The organism is Luteibacter pinisoli (genome assembly GCF_006385595.1).
Taxonomy (GTDB): domain Bacteria; phylum Pseudomonadota; class Gammaproteobacteria; order Xanthomonadales; family Rhodanobacteraceae; genus Luteibacter; species Luteibacter pinisoli.
Genome location: NZ_CP041046.1, coordinates 3,244,257 through 3,262,635, shown reverse-complemented (window position 1 = coordinate 3,262,635; position 18,379 = coordinate 3,244,257). Strand labels below are relative to the sequence as shown.

15 protein-coding genes are annotated in these 18,379 nt (G+C 67.6%); 2 read left to right on the top strand and 13 right to left on the bottom strand.

Going from position 1 to position 18,379, the window contains the following annotated elements; genetic code table 11:
* Positions 1-6: 6 nt before the first annotated feature.
* Positions 7-324, bottom strand: coding sequence for a hypothetical protein (locus FIV34_RS14870; protein ID WP_139984075.1), 318 nt, complete (start codon positions 322-324; stop codon positions 7-9).
* Between the two features lie 201 nt (positions 325-525).
* Between FIV34_RS14870 and FIV34_RS14865 the strand changes: the two genes are divergently transcribed.
* Positions 526-1,914, top strand: a complete 1,389-nt coding sequence (locus FIV34_RS14865; RefSeq protein ID WP_139984073.1) for an FAD-containing oxidoreductase — start codon at positions 526-528, stop codon at positions 1,912-1,914.
* Positions 1,915-1,922: 8 nt separating this feature from the next.
* Here the strand turns inward: FIV34_RS14865 and FIV34_RS14860 are convergent, their stop codons facing one another.
* From FIV34_RS14860 to FIV34_RS14840, 5 genes are all read right to left on the bottom strand, one after another.
* The gene (locus tag FIV34_RS14860) at positions 1,923-3,353 is read right to left on the bottom strand and encodes an aldehyde dehydrogenase family protein (protein ID WP_139985978.1); all 1,431 of its coding nucleotides are present in this window, start codon (positions 3,351-3,353) and stop codon (positions 1,923-1,925) included.
* A 66-nt stretch (positions 3,354-3,419) separates the two neighbouring features.
* Positions 3,420-4,766: an exodeoxyribonuclease VII large subunit gene (gene xseA, locus FIV34_RS14855; protein WP_139984071.1), complete on the bottom strand. Its 1,347-nt coding sequence runs from the start codon at positions 4,764-4,766 to the stop codon at positions 3,420-3,422.
* A gap of 44 nt (positions 4,767-4,810) precedes the next feature.
* A complete protein-coding gene (locus tag FIV34_RS14850) occupies positions 4,811-6,418 on the bottom strand; it encodes a carboxyl transferase domain-containing protein (protein ID WP_139984069.1) in 1,608 nt (535 codons plus the stop codon).
* Positions 6,419-6,529: 111 nt separating this feature from the next.
* On the bottom strand, positions 6,530-6,916 hold the full coding sequence (locus tag FIV34_RS14845; RefSeq protein ID WP_139984067.1) for a hypothetical protein: 387 nt from the start codon (positions 6,914-6,916) through the stop codon (positions 6,530-6,532).
* Between the two features lie 161 nt (positions 6,917-7,077).
* Positions 7,078-8,253 (bottom strand): thiolase family protein, encoded by a 1,176-nt coding sequence (locus FIV34_RS14840; protein WP_139984065.1) that lies wholly within the window; start codon positions 8,251-8,253, stop codon positions 7,078-7,080.
* A gap of 234 nt (positions 8,254-8,487) precedes the next feature.
* Between FIV34_RS14840 and FIV34_RS14835 the strand changes: the two genes are divergently transcribed.
* Positions 8,488-11,319, top strand: a complete 2,832-nt coding sequence (locus tag FIV34_RS14835; RefSeq protein ID WP_170207636.1) for an autotransporter serine protease — start codon at positions 8,488-8,490, stop codon at positions 11,317-11,319.
* Positions 11,320-11,373: 54 nt separating this feature from the next.
* Here the strand turns inward: FIV34_RS14835 and FIV34_RS14830 are convergent, their stop codons facing one another.
* The 7 genes from FIV34_RS14830 to FIV34_RS14795 all read right to left on the bottom strand — a co-directional run bounded on the left by FIV34_RS14830 (position 11,374) and on the right by FIV34_RS14795 (position 18,374).
* Positions 11,374-12,531, bottom strand: coding sequence for an isovaleryl-CoA dehydrogenase (locus FIV34_RS14830; protein WP_139984061.1), 1,158 nt, complete (start codon positions 12,529-12,531; stop codon positions 11,374-11,376).
* An 83-nt stretch (positions 12,532-12,614) separates the two neighbouring features.
* Entirely contained in the window at positions 12,615-14,714 is a 2,100-nt protein-coding gene (gene yccS / locus FIV34_RS14825; protein WP_170207635.1) for a YccS family putative transporter, read from the bottom strand.
* A 32-nt stretch (positions 14,715-14,746) separates the two neighbouring features.
* Positions 14,747-15,475, bottom strand: a complete 729-nt coding sequence (gene fabG, locus FIV34_RS14820) for a 3-oxoacyl-ACP reductase FabG (protein WP_139984056.1) — start codon at positions 15,473-15,475, stop codon at positions 14,747-14,749.
* Entirely contained in the window at positions 15,472-15,945 is a 474-nt protein-coding gene (locus FIV34_RS14815; RefSeq protein WP_139984054.1) for a hotdog family protein, read from the bottom strand. The genes fabG and FIV34_RS14815 overlap by 4 nt, the downstream gene beginning before the upstream one ends.
* Positions 15,942-16,385: an acyl-CoA thioesterase gene (locus FIV34_RS14810; protein WP_139984052.1), complete on the bottom strand. Its 444-nt coding sequence runs from the start codon at positions 16,383-16,385 to the stop codon at positions 15,942-15,944. The genes FIV34_RS14815 and FIV34_RS14810 overlap by 4 nt, the downstream gene beginning before the upstream one ends.
* Positions 16,375-17,589, bottom strand: a complete 1,215-nt coding sequence (locus tag FIV34_RS21250; protein ID WP_246058633.1) for an ApeI family dehydratase — start codon at positions 17,587-17,589, stop codon at positions 16,375-16,377. Before FIV34_RS21250 ends, FIV34_RS14810 begins: the two co-directional genes overlap by 11 nt.
* On the bottom strand, positions 17,586-18,374 hold the full coding sequence (locus tag FIV34_RS14795; RefSeq protein WP_139984050.1) for a lysophospholipid acyltransferase family protein: 789 nt from the start codon (positions 18,372-18,374) through the stop codon (positions 17,586-17,588). Before FIV34_RS14795 ends, FIV34_RS21250 begins: the two co-directional genes overlap by 4 nt.
* Positions 18,375-18,379: the final 5 nt, after the last annotated feature.

Here is an 18,379-nt window from a genome sequence, read left to right as displayed (position 1 = left end):
CACGCCTCAGTGCGTGTACTTCGCGGCCGTAAACGCGAGCGTGGCGAAGACCAGGGCGGTGCCGACGAACCACTTGATGAGTTCGGACCGGATCGCTTCTGCGCGGATGCCCTGGGTGCTTATCTCATGCTTGAGCTCCGCCAGCACACGCGCTAGTTCGCTGGTGGTGCCAGCTATGTGCTCCACCGTCGTCTCAATCCGCGTGAGACGTTCGCGGATATCGCTGACGTTGTGTTCCAACGCCCCGACGCGCACGTCAATGTTCCTTTCACCGGCCGCGCAAAGGCGCGTGCTCCCGTGGTTCGCGTAGGCCCGCTGATTCATCGAAGATCCTTTCGTGCGTTGGGTATGGGTGACGATAATGGGCTGTCAGTCCGGGTGGTATCGGCGAATGCCGCGTCGCTCAGCTGTCTTGCGACTACAACGCGTAGGCCGCGCTGGAGAGGTTCGCTGCAAGCCAATCGTGGCGGCACGTTGTATTCAAGCTAATCACCTCATCATGGCCCCATCCGACAGGAGTGCCCCATGTCCCGTTCGTTCGACGCCATCATCGTAGGAGCGGGCCAGGCAGGGCCGGCGCTTGCCGGCCGACTCACCGCGGCGGGCAAGACCGTCGCGATCATCGAGCGGCACCTTGTCGGCGGTACCTGCGTCAATACGGGGTGCAAGCCCACCAAGACGCTCGTGGCCAGTGCCTACGCAGCGCGTGTCGCGCAACGCGGCGGCGAATATGGCGTGCAGTACGCGGCCGACCCGGGGCCCATCCGTTTCCATCTTCCGACGGCGGCGGCGCGGGCGCAGAAAGTCATCCTGAACTCGCGCAAGGGCAACGAAGACTGGCTGGCCTCGATGCCGAACCTCACGCTGATCCGGGGCCATGCGCGCTTTACCGGGCCGCGGCAGATCGAGGTCAACGGCGAAACGATCGAGGCGCCGCAGGTTTTCCTGAATGTCGGTGGTCGCGCGAATGTCCCCGATTTTCCGGGGCTCGTCGACGTGGACTACCTCACCAACAGCACGATCATTCCGCTGGAGGTGCTGCCCGACCACCTCATCGTGGTGGGGGGGAGCTACATCGGTCTGGAGTTCGCGCAGATGTACCGCCGCTTCGGGGCGAAGGTCACCGTGGTGGAGCAGGGGCCCCGGCTCGTCGGCAAGGAAGACGAGGACGTTTCTGCCGAGATCCGTACGTTTCTCGAGGCCGAGGGTATCGAGGTGCGAACCCACGCCTGCTGCATTCGCCTGGGCAAGCGGGGTGACCAGGTGATGGTCGGCGTGGATTGCGACGAAGGCGCGCCGGAAGTCACCGGATCGCACGTTCTGCTGGCGGTAGGGCGTCGGCCGAATACGGACGACCTTGGGCTTGAGCTGGCGGGCGTCGCCGTCGACGAGCGTGGGTACATCACCGTGGATGACCACCTCAAGACCACGGCGGAAGGGGTCTGGGCCATGGGCGACTGCAATGGCAAGGGCGCCTTTACGCACACGGCGTGGAACGACTACGAGATTGTCGCCGCCAACCTGCTCGACGGCGCGGATCGCAAGGTGAGCGAGCGCATCCTTGGCTACGCGCTATACGTGGACCCGCCGCTTGGCCGCGTGGGCATGACCGAAGCGCAGGCGCGACGCAGCGGCCGTCCGTTGCTCGTGGCGAAGCGGCCGATGACCCGGGTGGGCCGGGCGGTGGAGAAGGGCGAAACGTGGGGTTTCATGACCATGGTGGCCGATGCCGAAACCCGCAAGGTCCTCGGCGCCGCGGTGCTGGGCACCGGCGGCGACGAAGTGATCCACGGCGTGCTCGACATGATGAACGCGGGCGCGACGATCGATACCTATCAATGGGCGGTGCCGATCCATCCCACGGTGTCCGAACTGATTCCTACCCTGATCGGCAGCCTGCAGCCCGCGGCGTGATCCGCGGGCTAGACGTCGCGCATCACCATCAGGCGGATCTCGCTCATGTCCTCGATGGCGTAACGAACCCCTTCGCGGCCGATGCCGGATGATTTCGCGCCACCGTAGGGCATGTTGTCCACGCGGAAGCTCGGTACGTCATTGATGATGACGCCGCCTTGTTCCAGGGTGTCCCATGCGTGCATGGCATGGCGCAGGTCGTTGGTGAACACGCCCGCCTGCAGGCCGAAGTCGGAATCGTTGACGGTGGCCAGTGCTTCGTCGAACGTCATGAAGCGATCAAGGATGGCCACAGGGCCGAAGGCTTCCAGACGCTGCAGTTTGGCGTCACGAGGCACCTTCTCAAGAAGCGTCGCCTGCAGCATCGCGCCCTTGCGCCCGCCGCCGCACAACAGGCGCGCGCCGGCCCTGGTCGCTTCGCCTGTCCACCCCTCGAGGCGTTGCGCGGCGGCCTCGTCGATCATCGGCCCGAGGAACGTGCTTTTCTTCTTCGGGTCGCCGGCTTTCAGCGTCTTGACCCTGGCGACAAGCTTGCGCTTGAGCGCGTCGTAAACATCGTCATGGGCGAGGATGCGCTGCACGCTGATGCAGCTCTGGCCTGACTGGTAAAACGCGCCGAAGACCAGCCGCTCAACCACCGCGTCGAGGTGATCGGCCTGGTCGGCATCCACGATGCAGGCCGCGTTGCCGCCGAGTTCCAGCGTCACCTTCTTGTGCCCGGCCTGTGCCTTGAGATCCCAGCCGATGATCCCGCCGGTAAACGACAGCAGCTTCAGGCGCGGGTCGGTGACCAGGGGCGAGGCAGATTTGCCGTCCAGGGGAAGGATGGAGAACGCGCCCTTCGGAAGGTCCGTCTCGGCGAGGATATCGCCAATGATCAGCGCACCCAGCGGCGTGCGCTCGGACGGCTTCAGGACGAACGGGCAGCCTGCGGCGATAGCTGGCGCCACCTTGTGGGCGACGAGATTCAGCGGGAAATTGAACGGCGTGATGAAGGCGACGGGGCCCACCGGCACCTTGCGGGTAAAGCCCTGGTAGCCGTTGGCCCGTTCGGAAATCTCCAGGTTGATGGTTTCGCCATTGATGCGTACCGCTTCTTCGGCGGCGATCTTGAACGTCTCGATCAGGCGGGTGACTTCGCCATGTGCATCATTGATGGGCTTGCCGGCCTCGACGCAGAGCGCGTAGGCCAGTTCATCCTTGCGCTCGCGAAAGCGCGCCACGCAGTGTTCCAGCACGGCCTGGCGTTGCCAGGGCCGGAACGCCTTCATCGCACCGGCGGCCGCCGTGGCGGCGGCGATCGCCTTCTCCAGTGCGTCGGCGTCCGGCAGGGCCACGCGGGTGGCCACCTTGCCGGTGTACTTGTCGATCACATCGAGTTTCGCCCTGGCCTTCACGGCCTTGTTGGCGAGGTAGTAGGGGTAGCTCTTCTCGAGCATGGCCATCGGGCTCCTCAGCGGGCATGCCGCCCATGATCCGGCGGCAGGCGTTCAGTGGTCGTGAGGCTAGTCGTCGCGCTTCAGGCGCAACTCGCCCTCGCCAAGCATGACGCGGACGCGCTCGCCCACGGCCACGTCAGCCGCACGGCGCACGATGCCGTCGCGCTGGTCGAAGACGATGGCGTAGCCGCGCTCAAGCGTTGCCAGCGGGCTCACGGCGTGGAGCGTGCGGCCTTGCTGCTGCACGCGCAGGCGGTCGCGTTCGATGCGGCGCTCCATGCTTCGCGCCATGCGCTGGCGCAGTTCGCCAATGCGCAGGCGAATCGGGGTAAGGCGCAGGCGCGGATGCTGCGCGGCAAGCCGGGCCTGCAGGCGATCGAGCCGGGCGCGGCGAAGGGCGTTGGACTGCGTGGCCGCGGTGTGCAGCCGCCGGCGCAGGGCCTCCAGGCGCTGCGCGTCACGCGCGAGGCGAGCCTGGGGCCGTTGGGCGTTCAGGCGCGCGTGCAGGTGATCGGCGCGCTGGGCGGACGACTGCAGGCGGCGCGTCACCAGGGTGGCCATGCGCTGGCGCAGGCGCTCCAGCTGGCGGGCCAGGTCGGCGCCGTCCGGTACGAGCAGCTCGGCGGCCGCCGACGGGGTGGCCGCGCGCAGGTCGGCCACGAAATCGGCAATCGTGAAGTCCACTTCGTGGCCGACGGCGGACACGACGGGTACCGCGCTTGCGTAGATCGCGCGGGCCACCTGTTCGTCGTTGAACGCCCAGAGATCCTCGAGCGAGCCACCCCCGCGCGTGACCAGCAGCACGTCGTAGCGGCCGCTTGCCGAGGCCCGCTGCAGCATGGCCGCGATGGCCGGCGGCGCTTCACGGCCCTGCACGGGTACGGGAAGCACCTCGACCTCGGCCAGGCCCAGGCGCCTGCCCAGCACGCTGAGCACATCGCGGACGGCGGCGCCGGAGGGTGACGTGATGACACCGATGCGACGCGGTAGCGCGGGCAGCGGACGCTTGTGGTCCTGGTCGAACAGCCCTTCGGCGCCAAGGCGTGCCTTCAGCTGCTCGAACTCGCGCTGCAGCGCGCCTTCGCCGGCGGGCTCCATGTGGTCGGCGACGAGCTGGAACTCGCCGCGGGCTTCATACAGGCCCACCTTGGCCCGCATCAGGACATGCATGCCGTCCGTCGGGCGAAAGCGCAGGCGTGAGGCCGCCATGCGGAACATGGCGCAGCGCACCTGGGCGCTCGCGTCTTTCAGCGTGAAGTAGATATGCCCCGATGCCGGGCGCGAGACGTTGGAGAGCTCGCCCTCGATCCAGACACCGACCGGCAGGGCATCTTCCAGCAGATCGCGCACCAGTCGGTTCAGGCCGGAGGGCGTGAAGATCTCGGGAGCCGCGCGGTCGAAGGTATCGGACATGGACCGGCGAGATTATCACGCCGGTCGCCAATGTCGATTTCCCGTTACATCCGGAAGACGCCGAACCGTCCCTGTTCGATGGGCGCGTTCAGCGACGCCGACAGGGCGAGGCCCAGGACGCGGCGGGTATCGGCCGGGTCGATGATGCCGTCGTCCCACAGGCGCGCGCTGGCGTAATACGGATGGCCCTGGCGTTCGTACTGGTCGCGCACCGGTGCCTTGAAGGCTTCCTCGTCCTCCGCGCTCCATGTGCCGCCGCCGGCCTCGATGCCGTCGCGGCGGACGGTCGCCAGCACCGAGGCGGCCTGCTCGCCGCCCATGACGCTGATGCGCGCGTTCGGCCACATCCACAGGAAGCGGGCGCCATAGGCCCGGCCGCACATGGCGTAGTTGCCGGCGCCGAACGAACCGCCAATCACCACGGTGAACTTGGGCACGTGCGAACAGGCGACGGCGGTCACCATCTTCGCGCCGTCCTTCGCGATGCCGGCGTTTTCGTATTTGCGGCCGACCATGAAGCCGGTGATGTTCTGCAGGAACACCAGCGGTACGTTGCGCTGGTTGCACAGCTCGATGAAATGCGCGCCCTTCTGCGCACTTTCGCCGAAGAGGATGCCGTTGTTCGCCACGATGCCCACGGGATAGCCGTGGATGTGCGCAAACCCAGTGACCAGGGTCTTGCCGTATCGCGCCTTGAACTCGTGGAACTCGGAATCGTCGACGATGCGCGCGATGACCTCGCGGATATCGAACGGCCGGCGGGTGTCTTCCGGGATCACGCCATAGAGCTCTTCGGCGGCGAAGCGCGGTTCAAGCGGCGGGCGAACCGCCAGCGGCATCTTCTTCATGCGGTTGAGCGAGCCGACGATATCGCGCGCGATCGACAGCGCGTGGGCATCGTTCTCGGCGAAATGATCGGCCACGCCGGATACGGACGTGTGTACGTCCGCGCCACCCAAGGCCTCGGCATCCACCACCTCGCCCGTCGCCGCCTTCACCAGCGGCGGGCCACCGAGGAAGATGGTGCCCTGTTCGCGCACGATGATCGTCTCGTCGCTCATCGCCGGCACGTAGGCGCCGCCGGCGGTGCACGAACCCATCACCACGGCAATCTGCGGAATGCCCTGCGCACTCATGCGCGCCTGGTTGTAGAAGATGCGGCCGAAGTGCTCGCGATCCGGGAACACCTCGTCCTGCAAGGGGAGGAAGGCGCCGCCGGAGTCCACCAGGTAGATGCAGGGAAGGCGGTTTTCCATCGCCACTTCCTGCGCACGCAGGTGCTTCTTCACCGTCATCGGGAAGTACGTGCCACCCTTCACCGTGGCGTCGTTGGCCAGCACCACGACCTCCTGGCCCATCACCCGGCCGATGCCGGCGATAACGCCTGCGGCGGGCGCGGCATCGTCGTACATGCCATGGGCGGCAAGCGGCGCGAGCTCGAGGAACGGCGAGCCGGGGTCGAGCAGGGCGCGGATACGTTCGCGCGGCAGGAGTTTGCCGCGTGCCACGTGCTTTTCGCGGGCCTTCGCACCACCGCCCTCGGCGGTGCGCCTGAGCGTTTCGCGGAGGTCGTCGGTCAGCGCGCGAAGGCGCAGACTGGCCGCCTGGAATTCGGGGGAGCGGGTATCGAGCTGTGACGTGAGGATAGGCATCGGACCATGATAGCCGTGTGCCGCGATGGGAAAACGCTGCGCTGCCGCAGGCGGCAGGCAAAAAAACGGCCACCCGGGGGTGGCCGTTTTCCAGAAGCCATCCGAAGCGGATTACTTCTTGGTGGAGTCGTCCTTGGCATCCTTGGCGTTGGACGCAGCGTCCTTGGCCTGGTCAGCGGACTTGTCAGCCTGGTCAGCAGCGTTGGACGCAGCGTCCTTCGCGGCTTCCGGCGTGCCACCGGCGGTCGAGGCCGAAGCGGCGTTCTGGGCCTGGGCGGCAGCGTCCTTGGCCTGGTCAGCCGACTGCTGGGCCTGGTCGGCGGCCTGCGTGGTCGCGGCATTCTGCGACTGGTCCGCAGCCTGCTGGGCCTTGTCGGCCTGCTGCTGGGCGTCAGAAGCGGACTTCTGTGCGTCCTGCGCCGAATCCTGCGCGCCGTTGCTGCAAGCTGCCAGAAGCGCGACGAGCCCGGAGGCGAGTAGGGTGCGCGTAAAATTCATTGTGGTTCTCCTTAGCCGTGGAATGCCGTTAGGCGGGCACATTAATAGCTCAGATATCCAGGCACCGCCACCGAACGCGTGCTTTCGCTTCAGGGGGCATTAAACCCCATGTATTCCGCGTGACGATGGCGCTAAATGCGCCCGATCCTTCGACGTTAGCTTCACACCAGTTCGATGGCGATCGCCGTTGCCTCGCCGCCACCAATGCAAAGCGAGGCGACGCCCCTTTTTGCCCCACGCACCGTCAACGCATTGAGAAGAGTCACCACGATGCGCGCGCCGCTGGCACCGATCGGATGGCCCAGGGCGCAGGCGCCACCGTTGACGTTGAGCTTGTCGTGCGCCACGCCCAGCTCGCGCATGACGGCCATCGGCACCACGGCGAATGCCTCGTTCACCTCGAACAGGTCCACGTCGTCCACCGTCCAGCCGGCCTTTTCCAGCACCTTGTGGATCGCGCCCAGCGGCGCGGTGGTGAACCACTCCGGCTCCTGCGAATGCGTGGCATGGGCCACGATGCGGGCCAGCGGCGTCGCGCCCTTCGCCTTCGCGTCATCGGCCGACATCACCACCAGCGCCGCGGCGCCGTCGGAGATGCTCGACGAGCTGGCCGCCGTGATCGTGCCGTTTTCCTTGCGGAACGCGGCGCGCAGGGTCGGGATCTTGGCGGTGTCGGAGCGGCCGGGCTGCTCGTCTTCGATGAAATCCTGCGGGCCCTTGCGGCCCTGCACCGTCACCGGGACGATTTCGTTGGCGAACGCGCCGGCGGCCTGCGCGGCCTTTGCGCGGTCCACCGAGGCGATGGCGTAGGCATCCTGCTCTTCGCGGGTGAAGTGGTACTTGTCCGCGCACTTCTCGCCGAAGACGCCCATGGACTGGCCGTCGTACGGATTGGTCAGGCCGTCCCACGCCATGTGGTCCACCAGCTGGCCATCGCCGTAGCGGATGCCGGTACGCGCATTGACCATGTGCGGCGCGTTCGTCATGGATTCCATGCCGCCGGCGACCACCACGGACGCCGAGCCCGCCTTGATCAGGTCGTGGGCCAGCATGAGGGCCTTCATGCCGGAACCGCACACCTTGTTGATGGTGGTGCAGCCCGCGCTGATCGGCAGGCCGGCTTCCAGGGACGCCTGGCGAGCCGGTGCCTGGCCCAGGTTCGCGGGCAGCACGCAGCCCATGATCACTTCGCTCACGTCAGCCGCGGCGACGCCCGACTGCTCCAGGGCCGCCTTGATGGCGATCGAGCCGAGCTTCGGCGTGGGCACGCCGGTGAACTGGCCGAGGAAGGAACCAATGGCGGTGCGCTTGGCACCCGTGATGACGATGTCGGACATGGGAACTCCGTGCTACTTCAGATGGCCGGCCCCGGGGGGACGGAAACCTGCGGAGTATCGCAGTGGCTCCCCGGCCCGGGCAATGCGCACTGCGGCAACGCCGGTGAAGGGTGCCTAGGCAGGAAATGCCGATTCGGTACGAGATTTTCCGCACGTTCGTGTGGCAACATGCCTCCAGCGCCACCGGATGTGGCGCGCAAGACATTGATGTCAAAGACCTTGGGGGAACAATCTGTGAACGGCACGAATCTGCTTGGCCAGCGCAAGGTTGCGCTGGCGGTGTGCGTCAGCCTTGCCCTGGCCGCCTGTGGCGGCGGTGGTGGCAGGTCCAGCAACGTGGGCACGGGAGGCGGTGGCGGAGGCGGCGTGATCATTCCGCCGACCAATCCCACGCAGCCGACCCAACCGACCCAGCCGGCACAGCCCCCGATCGATGCGCAGCTTGGCCTGACCAATGTCCGCGCCGCCCAGTCCGCCGGTTTCAACGGCCAGGGCGAGACCATCGGCATCATCGACACCGGCGTGACCCGCCTGCACCCGGCGCTGTCCGGTCGCGTCACGGCGAATCTCAATTACGTCGATCCGTCCACGAATAACCTGGCCATTGACGACGTCGTGGGCCACGGCACCGCCGTCGCCGAGATCGCGGCGGGCGTACCGTTTGGCAGCTTCGTCGGTGGCGTGGCGCCGCAGGCGAACATCGTCTCCGCGCGCATCATCAACGACAAGGCACCCACGGACGACGGTTCGGGGCAGGGCAACCAGGCCACCACGGCCGACCCGCTCGGTACCGTCAACGCCGACGTGGCCGCGCGCGGCGCGCACGTCTTCAACAACTCGTGGGGCGGCATCTACTGGTCCGCCACCGATGCAGCCGCCACGAAGAGCTTCCATGACGCGTATGCGCCGCTGGCAGCGGATGGTTCGCACCTGTTCGTGTTCGCCGCCGGCAACGATGGCAAGGCGGATCCTTCCGATATCGCCGCGTTGCCGAACCGTGCACCGGATGTCGAAGCGGGCTGGCTGACCGTCGTCGCGCTGGACAGCAACAATCCGTCGCAGATCGCGTCGTATTCGAACCGCTGTGGCATCGCCAAGGACTATTGCCTGGCGGCACCCGGCGACGTCGTCGTGGCGTCCGCCGGTTCGACGACCACGGCCAATGCCACGTACCAGATCTGGGAAGGCACCTCGCTGGCCGCGCCGCAGGTGTCGGGTGCCGCGGCGGTGGTGCACAGCGCGTTCCCCACGCTGAATTACGACGCCGTGCGCCAGATCATCCTGGGTACGGCCGACGATCTCGGCGACCCGGGCCCGGACGCGATCTACGGCTACGGCCGCCTGAACGTCGGCCGCGCGGTGATGGGTCCGTCGCGGTTCGACTGGGGCGATTTCCATGCCGATACCGGCGGCAGCGTGGTGACCTTCAGCAATGACATCAGTGGCGCCGGCGGCCTGCAGGTCAATGGTTCGGGCCAGCTGATACTTACCGGCACCAATACGTATACCGGCGCGACGACGGTGATGGGCGGCACGCTGAATGCGATGCATGACATCCCCGGCGAACTGATCGTCAACCCGACAGCCCTGGCTGTTCTCCACGGGAATGTGGACGGCTCGCTGACCGCCGCTGGCGTGGTGGCAACCGATGTCACCTCGGTGCACGTCAAGGGCAACCTGGTGATGCCGGCTGGCGGCGGCCTGTTCCAGGTACTCGGCGCACCGCTGATCGTGACCGGAACCGCGCAGGTTGCCGGCCAGTTCCGCATCCTCGGCGCCGTGCCGAATTACACGACGACGCTTCACCAGCAGGTGCTCACCGCGTCGAGCGTGTCGGGACACTTCAGCGACTTCACCAGGGCCAACGGCGTTTTCCTGACCTCCATGCTGCAGTACGGCCCCACGGAAATCTGGCTCGATACCACCTCGCTCAGCATCACCCAGGTGGCGGGTACGAGCATGTCGCAGTCCCTCGCCGCGCAGTCGTCCGCGCAGCGCGTGGACGGTGCCATGACGCAGATCAGCAGCAGCCTGGCGCCGGGCGCCACGTCTGTCCAGCCCGTCAACACCGCCATGATCATCGCGGCTGGCCAGATCCAGCAGGCGGGTTCCACGCGTACGGCGCAGGCCTCGCTCGAATCACTTTCCGGCCAGCTGTACGCCGCGGGCACCGCCGTGACCCTCGCCGGCATCGATGCCGGCAACGACGCGCTGATGCAGCACCTCGATGCGATGGGCAAGGGCGGTGCCTGGATGCAGTCGCTGGATGCGCAGGGTGGCCTGAATCGCAGCGGCTTCGGCAATGTCGGATTCAACATCGGCGGCAGCATGATCGGCAACGACGTGCGCCTGGGTAACAACGGCTTTGCCGGCCTGGCCGTGGCGCAGATGCGCAGCAGCGGGCAGCTCTCTGGCAACTTCGACCGCCAGCGTAACCGGGCCACCGAAGGCTCGCTGTACGCGGGTACGCAGGGAGCGAACTGGTACAGCGTGGGCCGCTTCGGCTTCGGCAGCTATCGCGGCGACACGCAGCGCCTGCTGCGCTTCGGTGACGAAGGTGGCGCCTTCACCGGCGGTGACGTCAGCGGCCGCTATAACGTGGCCTATGGCGAAGTGGGCTACCGCACGCACGCCGGTGCATTCGATTTCACCCCGTATGCCGATGTGCAGTACGCCAGCATCCGCCGTGACGGCTTCCAGGAGCTCGGTGGTGACGGCTTCGGCCTTGCCGCGGATGGCCACACCACCTCGCGCTGGCAGGCGGGCCTCGGCCTTCGTGCGGGCAGTTCGTGGCTCACCACGTATGGCAAGTTCCGCATGGACATGAAACTGGGCTGGCAGAACGCGTTCGCCACGCGCGGCGAAGTGTTTTCCGCGCGCTACACCGGGCTGTCGCAGTGGGCGCCGGTGGAAGGCATCGGCCTGTCGAAGCAGGCGGCGACGCTGGGCCTGAACGCGGGGATGGATCTCGGTTCGCGTACCCAGCTGGCCTTCGGCGTCGACCAGCGATTTGCCAGCCGCGATCATTCGCGGTCGGCGACGGCGAGCGTGAAGATCGCCTGGTAACCGGGTATCACCGTAGGAGCGCACCCTGTGAGCTCCTACGGTTGGTTTACGTGGTTACGACTTGCCGTGGAACAGCTCGCGGCCGATGAGCATGCGGCGGATCTCGTTGGTGCCTGCGCCGATCTCATAAAGCTTGGCATCGCGAAGCAGGCGGCCCGCCGGGAACTCATTGATGTAGCCGTTGCCGCCCAGCGCCTGGATGGCTTCCAGCGCCACCTTCACCGCGTTCGTCGAGGCATTGAGCAGGCACGCGGCCGGATCGATGCGCGACTTCACGCCGTTGTCGAACTGCTCGGCCACCATGTACGCGTAGCCACGCGAGGACTGCAGCGCGGTGTACATGTCGGCCACCTTGCCCTGCATCAGGCCAAACGTGCCGATGGGCGCATTGAACTGCTTGCGCTCGCGCACATACGGCAGCACGAGATCCACGGCGGCCTGCATGATGCCGATGGGGCCGCCGGAGAGCACGAGGCGCTCCGTATCGAGGCCGCTCATCAGCACGCGCACGCCTTCGTTCACCTCGCCCACGATGTTCTTGGCCGGGATCTCGCAGTTCTCGAAGACCAGCTCGCAGGTGTTGGAGCCGCGCATGCCCAGCTTGTCCAGCTTCTGCGCGGTGGAGAAGCCCGGCATGCCCTTTTCGATGATGAACGCGGTCATGCAGCGGCTGCCGGCGGCGCGCGGCGCGGTGCGCATGTACACCAACAGCACGTCGGCATCCGGGCCGTTGGTGATCCACATCTTCGTGCCGTTGGCCACCCAGGTGTCGCCGACGAGCTCCGCGCGGCAATTCATCGAGCCGACGACGTCCGAGCCGGCACCGGGTTCGCTCATCGCCAGCGCACCGATCCATTCGCCGCTGGCGAGCTTGGGCAGGTAGGTGCGGCGCTGTTCGTCGGTACCGTTGTGGTAGATGTTCTGCACGCAAAGGTTCGAGTGCGCGCCGTAGGAGAGGCCCACCGACGCCGAGGCGCGCGAGATTTCTTCCATGGCCACCATGTGCGCCAGGAAGCCCATGTCCGAGCCGCCGTATTCACCCGGGATGGTGATGCCGAGCAGGCCCATTTCACCGAGCTTGGCCCAGAGATCTTCCGGGAAGTGGTTTTCGCGGTCGATGCGATCGGCACGCGGGGCGATCTCCTTCTCGGCGAACGCGCGGACGGTATCGCGCAGGAGGTCGAGGTCTTCGCCAAGGGAAAACGGACGCATGGGTGCAACTCCGGGGAAAAAGGCGGGGAAATCACCGCCATGCTAGCGTTTTCGCGTCGCCGAGCCACGGCGCGTCGCAGCAATCAGCCCTGCGCGATGGCCGCGATGCGGTCGTGCACCCGCATCAGCAGCAGGCATTGGCGATCGACCAGGCGCCGCGTCTCACCACCGGGAAGGCTCCGTAGCGAGGTTTCCACCGTCACGGCTGGCGTGCTCAGCATGGGCGCGGGCGTGCCCGCGCGAAGGTGCTCGGCAAGGGCATCGAAGCCGTACGCCACCCGATGAGCCGTGGCATCCACCGCGGCCGCGTCCTCGCCCGCCAGTGCCTGGCGGTGCGTGCCCAGCGTGGAAAGGTGGGAGAGCGCGGCCTGCAGGGCGGTCAGCAGGCGCAGGGCCCGCTCGCCCTGGCCCGGTGCGTGGCCCGGTTCGCCAAGCAGTTCGGCGACGTTGCCCGCGACGACCGCCTGGGCCGCGTGTGCGTCACGCCGGGCGATGCGGTAGCCCAGGTCGTCCTCGCGGCCGGCGCTGTACTGCGCGGCGATACGCACGAGGTAACGGCCGTAGGCCAGCAGCGCGTCCGCGACCAGGTCGTCCAGGCGGCGCACCCGCCAGTCGGGCAACACGTAGCGAATGACCAGCGCCGCGGCGGCGGCGCCCAGCAAGGTGTCGAGTAGGCGCGGGCCAATGGCGTCGTAGCCGGCGCCGACACGGTCGAAGCAGAGCAGCACGAACAGCGTGATGGCGCCCGTGGCCAGCGCATAGCGGCGCAGCCGGAAGGCGAAGAACGCCGCCCCGGAGGCCACCAGCACGGGCAACCGCCAGTCGCCGCCTGGCAGGGCGCGTAGCAGTGCCCAGCCCACCACCAGCCCGGCGGTGGTACCGACGATGCGCTGGACGAATCGTCGTCGCGTGGCGCCGTAGCCCGGCTGGCAGACGAACAGCGTCGTCAGCAGGATCCAGTAACCATGTAGGGGGTGCAGCGCGAGCATCACCAGGTACCCGCCCAGCATGCCGATCGCCAGGCGCATGGCATGGCGGAAATGCATCGAACGCCGGTTCAGGCGAAGCCGGACGCGGCGCAGCGCGTCGCCCATGGACGACGGCTCGTTGCCCTGCAGCGCGATGTCGCTGTCGTCACGCAGGCTGCCCTCGTCTTCGATGAGCAACTGCAGGCTCTCCATGTTCCTGAGCAACGCGGCCAGTGCATCGGCCAGCGCATCCTCCGGCGGCTGTGTGCGAAGATGGAAGGCCATGGCCTCGCGCAGGTCGTCGAGGGCCGCGTGCGGCAAGGCGATGGAGTGCAGCGGCTCAACGCGGCGGATGGCATCGGCGCGTTCCCGGCAGGCCTGCGCCTGCAGGCGCAGAAGGCGTCCGAATCGGAACATGAGGTCGCTGTGATACAGCGCGCTCGCCAGTTCGTCGTACGGATAGTGCGATGAGGTAATCCGCTCGTGGATGTCCTGCGCCACGAAGAACATGGCCAGGCGCGAGGCGGCGCGCCCTCTCGGCTGGCGTCGGCCAATGCGGTCAATCAGCGCCACGCGCGCATCGGTCAGGGCCTGCACCGTGCGCTGGTTGCGGCGTGAAAAGTCCAGCGCCAGCGCATCGTGGTCGAGGCCCCGCACCGGTTCGAACTGCGCGGCCTTGGCGTCGATCAGCGCGGCCAGGGATTCGAACAGGCGGGCAAGGGCATGCCGCACGGCGCGCTGCGGGGCCAGCGCGCTCCACAGCAGCGAGAGCACCCCGTACCACGCCGCACCGCCGACGAGGGCCAGCGTGCCGGCCGTGCCACGGCCGCCCGCGGCGTCCGAGGCGATCATGGTGTACACGGCGAGGATCAAGGTGGCGGTGGCGATCGTGGCGTAACGACCACTGGCGGCGCCAAGCATCACGAGCAGGAACGTGCCGACCGGAAGGAGCAGGGCGAAGCCCTGCGGCGTGCCGATGGTGGCCCTGACCGCCGTCGCGGCGAGGGCGAAGCAGAGCAGGGTGACGAGGAGCCCACGGAGGCGGCCACGCCAGGCGTCATCCGTTTCGGCCAGCGCGCAGGCGATGGCGCCAAGCAGGGCGGGGACGATGGCATCGGCGGGGCCGTAGAGCGTGCACCACGCGGTGATCCCGGCAAGCGCGAGGAACACGCGCAGGACGTCCGCGAAGCGGTCGGATTCGGCGAGATGGCGCAAGGACATCATTCGCCCAGTCTACCTGTGGCGTGTCAGCAGAGGCCGCCGTTCACCGCCAGCACCTGGCGGGTGATGTAGCTCGCTTCCGGGCTGACCAGAAAGCGCACGGCTGCCGCGACTTCTTCCGGCGTACCGCTGCGCTCCATCGGGATCACCTTGAGGATCTGCTCCACGGGCACTTCCGGCTCGAGCATGTCGGTATCGACCAGGCCCGGCGCCACGCAATTCACGGTGATCTTGCGCTTGGCCAGTTCCACGGCCAGCGCCTTCGCCGCACCGATGACACCCGCCTTCGATGCGCTGTAATTCACCTGCCCGCGGTTGCCGATAAGCCCCGATACCGACGTGATGCAGACAATGCGACCGGCAGCACGACGACGAATCATCGGCATCACCAGCGGGTGCAGCACGTTGTAGAAGCCGTCGAGGTTGGTGCGCAGTACCTGGTCCCAGTCCTCGGAGGTGAGGCCGGGGAACGCACCATCGCGCGTGAGGCCTGCATTGCACACCACGCCGTAGTAAGCGCCGTGAGCGGCCACATCCGCTTCAAGGGCGGTGGCGGTGGCAGCGCGGTCGGCGATATCGAACTGCAGCACGCGTGCGTGCCGGCCCTTCGCGACGATCTCGGCCTGCACGGCCTCGGCGTCGTCGCGGCGCGAACGGCAATGCACCACCACATCGTAGCCGGCGTCCGCCAGGTTCAGCGCGATGGCGCGGCCGATGCCGCGGCTGGAGCCGGTAACGAGGATGGTGTCGGTCATGGTGCGTGTCCCGTGGGGTCGAGGCTGGTGCGTGGATCAAGGAAAGGGGTGGGGTCGGGCGGGCTGAACACCGTGAGGCGCGCTTCCGCCTGGAGCGTTCCCGCGCTGATGCGGCAGGCGAACGAGGCCATGCCTTCTTCGTCGTGGAACGTCCGCGTCGCTTCCACAAGCAGGCTGCTGCCTACCGGGAAGGCGTCGACGTCCGTGCGGTAAGCGCGCGTTCCGAGCAGGAAGCCCGGCCGCACGGTGCCGCCGGCGGAGAGCACCTGGCAACCGTTCCACGCGGCGATGGCCTGCGCCATCAGCTCGATGCCGGCCCACGACGGGAGCCCTTCCGCGGTGACTTCCAGGTCGCCCTGGCGCACGGCGCGCGCGCACACGATGTGTTCCTCATCCCACTCCACCACGCGGTCGAGCCACACCATGCGCCCGGCGTGGGGCAGCAGTTGTTCGATGGGCCAGAGGATCATGGCGTCGTGTCGTCCTGCGCCAGGCGGCGCTCGACGTCGGCCAGGAACACGGCGGGCGAGACCAGCTGCATCTCGCCATCGGCGACGCGCACGGCGACCTGGATGGTGCTGGCGCGGGTGAGGCGCTCGCCGGTGGCGGCATCGCTGACGGTGTAGTGGATCTTCAGCCGGTTTTCCCACTCCACCAGCTCCGCGCGCACGCGCAGCGCCTGGCCGAACCGCGCGGCTCGGGCGTAGCGCAGCTGGAGATCGATGATGGGCCACGCGAAGCCCGTGGCCTTCATGCGCACGTAGTTGTGGCCGAGGTCGTCGAGCAGTGCACAACGGGCGATTTCCAGGTATTTCACGTAGTGGCCGTGCCACACGATCTCGAGCGAATCCACGTCGAAGAACGGCACCAGCACATCGATCTCGGCGGCGAGCACACCCTTACTGCGCATGGATCGTCCCCGGTACGGTACCGACGCGAAGATGCGCCGATGAGCACGTGGCGTCGCCCACGCGGTAGGCGAAGTGCAGGCGGCCGGCGGCGGCGTCGTAGCGCAGCGTGAGCTGCACCTGGTCGCCCGGGCGCAGCAGGCGCTGGAACTTTAGCTGGTCCATGCCGCGGCAGGTGGTGCTGGTGCCGAAGCGCGGCGCGGCAAAGGCCAGCGCCCAGGCAATCTGCAGCACGCCGGGCAGCACGGGCGCTTCCGGGAAATGCTCGGCGAAGCAGGCCAGGTCCAGCGGCAGCTCAAGCGAGAGTACGTACGTGTCGTTCTCGAGGCGCTCGGAAAGCACCGTTGCCGTGGTCGGCAGCGGTGCCTGCAGAAGGAGGTCGATACGCGCCGCTTCCGGCATCGCGTCGACAAAACGCCAGCCCAGTGGCGTGGCGAGCGCGTCATCGCCCGCGGCGTGCTGGCCGAGTTCGCTCACCAGCCCGGCGCGTCCGTGCCGGAGCAGCGCTATGCGCCCGGACGCGGTGAGGGCCACGACCATGCCCGGAGCCGGTGCGCCAGCGTGGCTGCCCACGGCGGCCGCGACCCACGGGTGCGAGTTGAGGCGCTGTGCGGCGGCGTGCATCGGCGCCCGGCGGATGCGCCGGCGCATCCTCTGGCGGAACAGCCATTCCACGGCGAACAGCGTGCCCATGGCGGCATAGGCGATCACGCCGTTGTAGAAGGTCCACCACGAGAGCGGGCCCCAGCCGGCCAGCACCGCCGAACACGTGCCGTTGATGGCGAAGAAGGCGACCCACACCCAGGTGACCTTTCGCGTGTAGGCAATGGCGGCAGGCGGCAGGTCGGGCTCGAGCAGGCGCGCGAACCGTTCGATCATCGGCGGGCCAAAACGCAGGCTCAGCGCAAACGCCATGAACAGCACCGCGCAGATGATGCTCGGGTACCAGCGCAGCAGCTTGTCGTGGCCGCCCATCGCCAGCACGGCGCAGTAGGCGAGGGCGATGCCCAGCATCCAGCGGCCGCCCGGCTGCTGGATGAGGGCGGGCGCACGCACCAGCCACAGGGCGCCGAGGATCAGGCCAAAGACCGGCGCGGGGATGGCGTCGCCGCCGAGGTAAACGATGAACGGGTACAGCACGCCGACGACCACCAGCAGGAGGTTGGCCAGCTTGCGCGAGGGCTTGTCGTTGCCATGCCCGATCACGCGTGCAGCTCCGCGGCGTACAACTGGTGCAGGTGCTCGTTGAGTCGGCGCGACGCGATCGGCGCTGGCGCGGCATCGCGGAACGAGGCTACGTCGATGTCCTCACCCACGCGAAATACCATGTGCACGCGGCGATGGGGCACGCGATACCACGGTTCGGCCTTGGTCAGCGTGGTCGGCACCACCGTGATGAACACGGGCGTCACGATCTCCGCCCCGCGGATGGCGATGGCCGCGCCGCCACGATGGAAGACGGGCGCGTGCCCAGGCGTTGTCCGGGTGCCTTCGGGGAAAACGATAAGCGTCTGCCCCTCGCGCAAGACCCCGGCGGCGCGATCGAGCATGTCGGCACTGCCGTCATTGCTGATGTATTGCGCGGCGCGCACCGGGCCACGCATGAACGGGTTTTCCCACAGGCTGTGCTTCACCACGCAATTCGCGTCGGGCACGTGGCCGATCAGGAACACCACGTCGATCAGCGACGGGTGGTTGGCGACGATCATCTGCCCCGGCCGGCCAAGCCGTTCCAGCCCTTCGAACCGGTAGTCGATGACGCCGGTGCGGTACATGAATTGCGAGTGCAGCCAGAACGCCTTGCCCACCGTGCGCCGCGCACGGCGCCGGCGTACGGCGATCGGCGCTGGCCAGTTCAGCACCACCGGCAGCACGAGGCCGCGCAGCACCAGGCCGCCAAGGCCGAAGAAGCCGAAGGAGAGGGCGGTGAACACGAAGCGCCAGGCCCAGGCGTCGGCGCGGCGATTCGTCGTGTCGGCTACGAGATGCATGCGGG